Origin of the sequence: Methylobacterium sp. WL116, assembly GCF_008039455.1 — a bacterium.
Classification (GTDB): Bacteria; Pseudomonadota; Alphaproteobacteria; order Rhizobiales; family Beijerinckiaceae; genus Methylobacterium.
This window is the reverse complement of sequence record NZ_VRUV01000378.1, coordinates 1-4,514: the sequence shown is the minus strand read 5'-3', so window position 1 is coordinate 4,514 and position 4,514 is coordinate 1. Positions and strand designations below refer to the sequence as shown.

Genomic DNA, 4,514 nt, shown 5'->3' with positions numbered 1-4,514 from the left:
CCGCCCCCGACCCGCGCCTGACCGAGCGTGGCCGCCACGGCGTCCTGCCCAAGCTCGGCGACGGCCGCATCCGCCCGCTCGACGTCTACGCACGCTCCGAGGAGCCCGGCAGCGGGCCGCGCATCGCGATCCTGCTCACCGGCCTCGGCGTCGGCCAGGCCGCCACCGCGAGCGCGATCGTCAAGCTGCCGCCCGCCGTCAGCCTCGCCTTCTCCCCCTACGGCGCCGATGCCGAGCGCAGCGCGGCGCGGGCCCGCGCCTTCGGCCACGAGATCCTGCTCCAGGCGCCGATGGAGCCGTTCGACTACCCCGACAGCGATCCCGGCCCGCAGGGCCTGCTCACCGCCGCCAAGGGATCCGAGAACGCCGACCGCCTCGCCTGGGTGATGAGCCGGTTCTCGGGCTATGTCGGCGTCACGAACTTCATGGGAGCCAAGTTCATGGCCGACGCAGTCGCGTTCGAGCCGGTCCTGCGCGACATCGCCACCCGCGGGCTCGGCTTCCTCGACGACGGCACCAACGCGCGCGGCGTGCCCGCGGACCTGCTCGGCAAGACCAAGGTGCCGGCGGCCCGCGCCGAGATCGTCCTCGACGCGGTGCCGCGCCCGGAGGCGATCGATCGCGAGCTCGCCCGGCTCGAAGCGCAGGCCCGCGCCAACGGCTTCGCCCTCGCCTCGGGCAGCGCCCAGCCGATGACGATCGAGCGCATCGCGCGCTGGAGCCGCGAGCTCGAGGGCCGCGGCATCCGCCTCGTGCCGGCGAGCGTGGCGCTCCGCGGCGCGAAGGCGGTGCGGGTGACGAAGGCGGACTGAGCCCGGCGGCTGCCGCGATCGGGCGCTGCCGATATCGTGTTTCCCGACGTTGCCGCGCCGGTTGGCCCTCCCTATGGTCGCGGCCGATGAAGAGCGACACCGAATCCCGCGATCCGGGCGAGAGCCTGCCCTATCGCCCCTGCGTCGGGGTCACCCTGATCAACCGCGCCGGGCTCGTCTTCGTCGGTCGCCGCAAGCCGGAGGCCGGCCCCGAGCACGTCGCGGGCGACCTCGCCTGGCAGATGCCGCAGGGCGGGATCGACGACGGCGAGGCGCCGCAGGCCGCAGCCCTGCGCGAGCTTCACGAGGAGACCAACGTCGGCGCGGCCTCGGTCCGGCTGCTCGCCGAGGCGCCGGATTGGCTGTCCTACGACTTGCCGCCCGATGTGCGAAAGCAGGCCTGGCGCGGTTGCTACCGCGGGCAGACGCAGCGCTGGTTCGCCTTCGGGTTCCTTGGGGACGACGACGCGATCGACGTCGAACATCCCGGCGGCGGTGCCCACAAGGCCGAGTTCGACGCGTGGCGCTGGGTGCCGTTCGCGGAGCTGCCGGGGCTGATCGTGCCGTTCAAGCGGCCGGTCTACGAGGGCGTCGTCGCGGCCTTCGCGCCGCTGCACGCGTGGTCGGTCGGCGCGTGAGCGCGGCGGCCGGGCGATAGGCTGGGCGATGCGCTGGTGGGTGTTTCCCCTCGTCGCGGTGCTCGGCTGGTTCGCCTTCACCCTGACGCCGCTCTGGACGCTCTACGACTTCGCGCGGGCGGTGAGGGCGCACGATGTCGCGTTCGTCCAGCAGCATGCCAACTTTCGCACGCTGCGGCTGTCGCTGGTCCGGCAGACCACCGCCGCCCTGCGCTCGGCGTCGGACAACGATCCGACCCTCGATGCCAAGGATCGCCAGCGCCTCAACGAGGCGGCGGTCGGCGTGGCGCTGGCGCTCGCGGAATCGATGGTGACGCCCGAGACCGTGCTCGACCTGCTCGACGACGGCTGGCCGCAGAGCCTCGACATCCCGCGTCCCGACGGGGTGAAGCCGTCCGGGCTCAGGCTGGATCGCATCGGGCGGGTGTTTCCGTTCTGGATCGCCTCGGAGATGCGCGGCTTCCGCACCGCCGTGATCGCGATCCCGCCGGACGCGCCGCGGGCGCAGCAGCTGCGGGTGCGCCTGCGCCTCCGCGGCTGGACCTGGCGGCTCGTCGACATCGAGGTCGCCGAAGCCCTGCGCGACCAGATGGCCCAGCGCCTCGGCCGGACCCTGGCCCGGGCCCGCGCCGGCGAGCGGGCACCGGCAGCCCAACCCTGAGGGTGAGCGGCAGCGCGCGGCGGGTTTCAGGTCACGCGCGAGCGTCGTCCCGCAAACGATTGCAGGGGCGAGAATGTCCCGAGCCGGCATTCATGGCAGGCACGCCCGATCGATCGCGGTCCGCGATGGCCGGCACCGCGCTGGGGCCCCTGCACCACCGCATCGTTGCGAAACGTCTCGCGGCCGATCCTCGGCAAGGCCCCGGAACGCACCCCTGGACGCCCGGACGCCGACGGAACCGTCGGCGTCGGCGAGTTCGATGTTGTCGTCCCCGCGCACAAAAGGGCGTCCGCCCGCCGCAAGCGCGTCCGGCAGGCCGCCTCGCCGACGGTCGCGCCTCGCACACGCGTGCGGGGGCGGGCGGTCGCCGTCTGGCGTCAGGCCTTCGGCAGCATCCGGTCGCTGATGATGCGGCGCTGGATCTCGCTGGTGCCCTCGAAGATCGTCGTCAGCCGCGCGTCGCGCCAGTAGCGCTCGACCCGCCGCTCGGTGGTGTAGCCGTTGCCGCCGTGGAGCTGCATCGCCTGGTTGGTGACGCGCACCGCCATCTCGGTGGCCAGCAGCTTCACCATGGCGGACTCACTCTCGGCCGCCTCGCCCTGGTCGAGGAGATGGGCGACCTGGCACCAGAAGGCGCGCGCCTGCGCCACCTCGGCCGCCATGTCGGCGAGCGCGAAGCGCAGCGCCTGGAAGTCGCCGATCGGGTGGCCGAACTGCACGCGCTCCTGAAGGTAGGCCTGGGAGTCCTCCACCGCCGCGCGCGCGACGCCGACGGCGCGGGCCGCGGTGTGGACGCGGGCGATGTTGAGGCCGCGCTGCACCGAGGCGAAGCCGCCGGAATCCGCGTCCGCGCCGCCGTCGCCGTAGAGGCCGGTGAGGCGGTCGCTCTCGGGGACGCGCACCCCGTCGAGCTCGAGCTGGAACGTCAGGAAGCCGTGATAGCCGATCTTGTCGATGACGTGCCCGGTCATGCCCTCGGGGAACTCGCCCGGCGGCTTGACCACCAGGAACGGCTCGAGCCCGGCCGAGCGCAATTCGCCGGGCTCCGGATCGCGGGTCCGGGCCAGAACCTCGATGAAGTCGGCCGCGCGCGCGAAGCCCGCCCAGCGCTTGGTCCCGGTCAGCACCCAATGGTCGCCCTCGCGCACCGCCCGCGTCTGCACGCCGGCCAGGTCCGAGCCGGCTCCCGGCTCGGAGAGGGCGATGCCGCCGATCCATTCGCCCCGCGCCGACCGCGCCAGCAGGTCGGCGCGGCGGGCGTCGTCGAGCACCTGCGTGCCGAGCCCCTGCCCCCGCGCCAGGATGCTGCCGACCGAGAGCCACGCCCGCGCGAGTTCCTCCGAGACGAGGCAGTACTCGAACACCCCGAGCCCCATGCCGCCGTGCTCGGCCGGGATCGTCAGGCCGAACCAGCCCTTCTCGGCCATCGCGGCGATGAGCGAGCGCGGCATCTCGGCCTTCTGCGGGTCGAGCGCGTCGGCGAGCGGCATCACCACGTCGCGGGCGAAGGCGCGGGCCTCGGCCTGGAGCGCGACGCGCGCATCCGTGCGCCAGGGCGACATCAGCTCGGGCGGCTTCGGGGCGTGGCGATCCGGCTTCTCGGACGGATCGGCGGAGCGGGCGGCAGGGGCGTTGGAAATCGGATCCTCCCGGTCGAGCTTCGAGTCTCTTGCCGTGGCAAACTGGACCGCACGACCCTGGAGGCAATGCGCCGCCGCCGCAACGCTCTAACGGGCCCGCCACTTGGCATAGCGCTCGCGGGCACGCTCCAGCGCGGCCGCGAGCGGGAAGAGCGGGTCGGGCGAGGCCTCGACCAACCGGTGCGCGATCGCCCGGCGCCCGGTCCAGAACATCTCGGCGAGGCGGTAGTCCGGGGCGGCGCAGGAATCGATCCGCGCGATCGCGCCGTCCCGCAGCGCGGCCTCGGTGAGGCGATGGACGAGCTGGACGCCCGGCGCGGCGGCGGCCTCCGCCTCGTCGTAGGAGATCTTCAGGACGAAATCCTCGTGACCGCTTCGCGGAAGGATCGCGGCGGCGAGCGTGCGGCGATCGCGGCGCAGGCGCAGGATCCGGATCCGGCCCTGGGCGCCGAACCCGGCGACCATCCCGCGCAGGAACGCGGCCTCGGCCGGGCGCTGGCCGAGGGCGGTCCCGGCTCGGCCCTTCCAGCCGGCGGTCTCGAGGGCGACGTAGTCGTCGAGCGCGTCGATCAGCGCGGCCGGATCGGCGATCGTCTGGAGCACCACCGCACCGCCGGCCTCCAGGCGCTCGCGCGCGAGCCGCAGCTTGCGCCGGCTCCTGCCGCTGACGTGGCCGAGATAGCCCGTGCGCGCCTCCGGCGTCAGGCCGGCGAGGTCGAGGGAGCCGCGGGCATGCGCCCAGTAGGCGGCATCGCGCCGCCCC

5 protein-coding genes are annotated in these 4,514 nt (G+C 73.9%); 3 read left to right on the top strand and 2 right to left on the bottom strand.

Annotation, left to right across the window (positions count from 1 at the left end):
- From FV223_RS20870 to FV223_RS20860, 3 genes are all read left to right on the top strand, one after another.
- Positions 1–812, top strand: an 812-nt coding sequence (locus FV223_RS20870; RefSeq protein ID WP_147728800.1) for a divergent polysaccharide deacetylase family protein, incomplete at its 5' end; no start/stop codon positions are given.
- A gap of 86 nt (positions 813–898) precedes the next feature.
- Positions 899–1,450: an RNA pyrophosphohydrolase gene (locus FV223_RS20865; protein WP_147728799.1), complete on the top strand. Its 552-nt coding sequence runs from the start codon at positions 899–901 to the stop codon at positions 1,448–1,450.
- A 28-nt stretch (positions 1,451–1,478) separates the two neighbouring features.
- Positions 1,479–2,111, top strand: coding sequence for a DUF2939 domain-containing protein (locus FV223_RS20860; RefSeq protein ID WP_147728798.1), 633 nt, complete (start codon positions 1,479–1,481; stop codon positions 2,109–2,111).
- A gap of 377 nt (positions 2,112–2,488) precedes the next feature.
- Here FV223_RS20860 and FV223_RS20855 read toward each other — a convergent pair whose 3' ends face one another.
- Entirely contained in the window at positions 2,489–3,673 is a 1,185-nt protein-coding gene (locus FV223_RS20855) for an acyl-CoA dehydrogenase family protein (protein ID WP_147728797.1), read from the bottom strand.
- A 165-nt stretch (positions 3,674–3,838) separates the two neighbouring features.
- Positions 3,839–4,514: GNAT family N-acetyltransferase (locus tag FV223_RS20850; RefSeq protein ID WP_147728796.1), on the bottom strand; the 676-nt coding region annotated here is incomplete at its 5' end.

Excerpts from the sequence above, each read along its gene's own strand:
- FV223_RS20855 (WP_147728797.1), bottom strand. The coding sequence starts at position 3,673 with ATGTCGCCCTGGCGCACGGATGCGCGCGTCGCGCTCCAGGCCGAGGCC.
- FV223_RS20865 (WP_147728799.1), top strand. The coding sequence starts at position 899 with ATGAAGAGCGACACCGAATCCCGCGATCCGGGCGAGAGCCTGCCCTAT.
- FV223_RS20860 (WP_147728798.1), top strand. The coding sequence starts at position 1,479 with ATGCGCTGGTGGGTGTTTCCCCTCGTCGCGGTGCTCGGCTGGTTCGCC.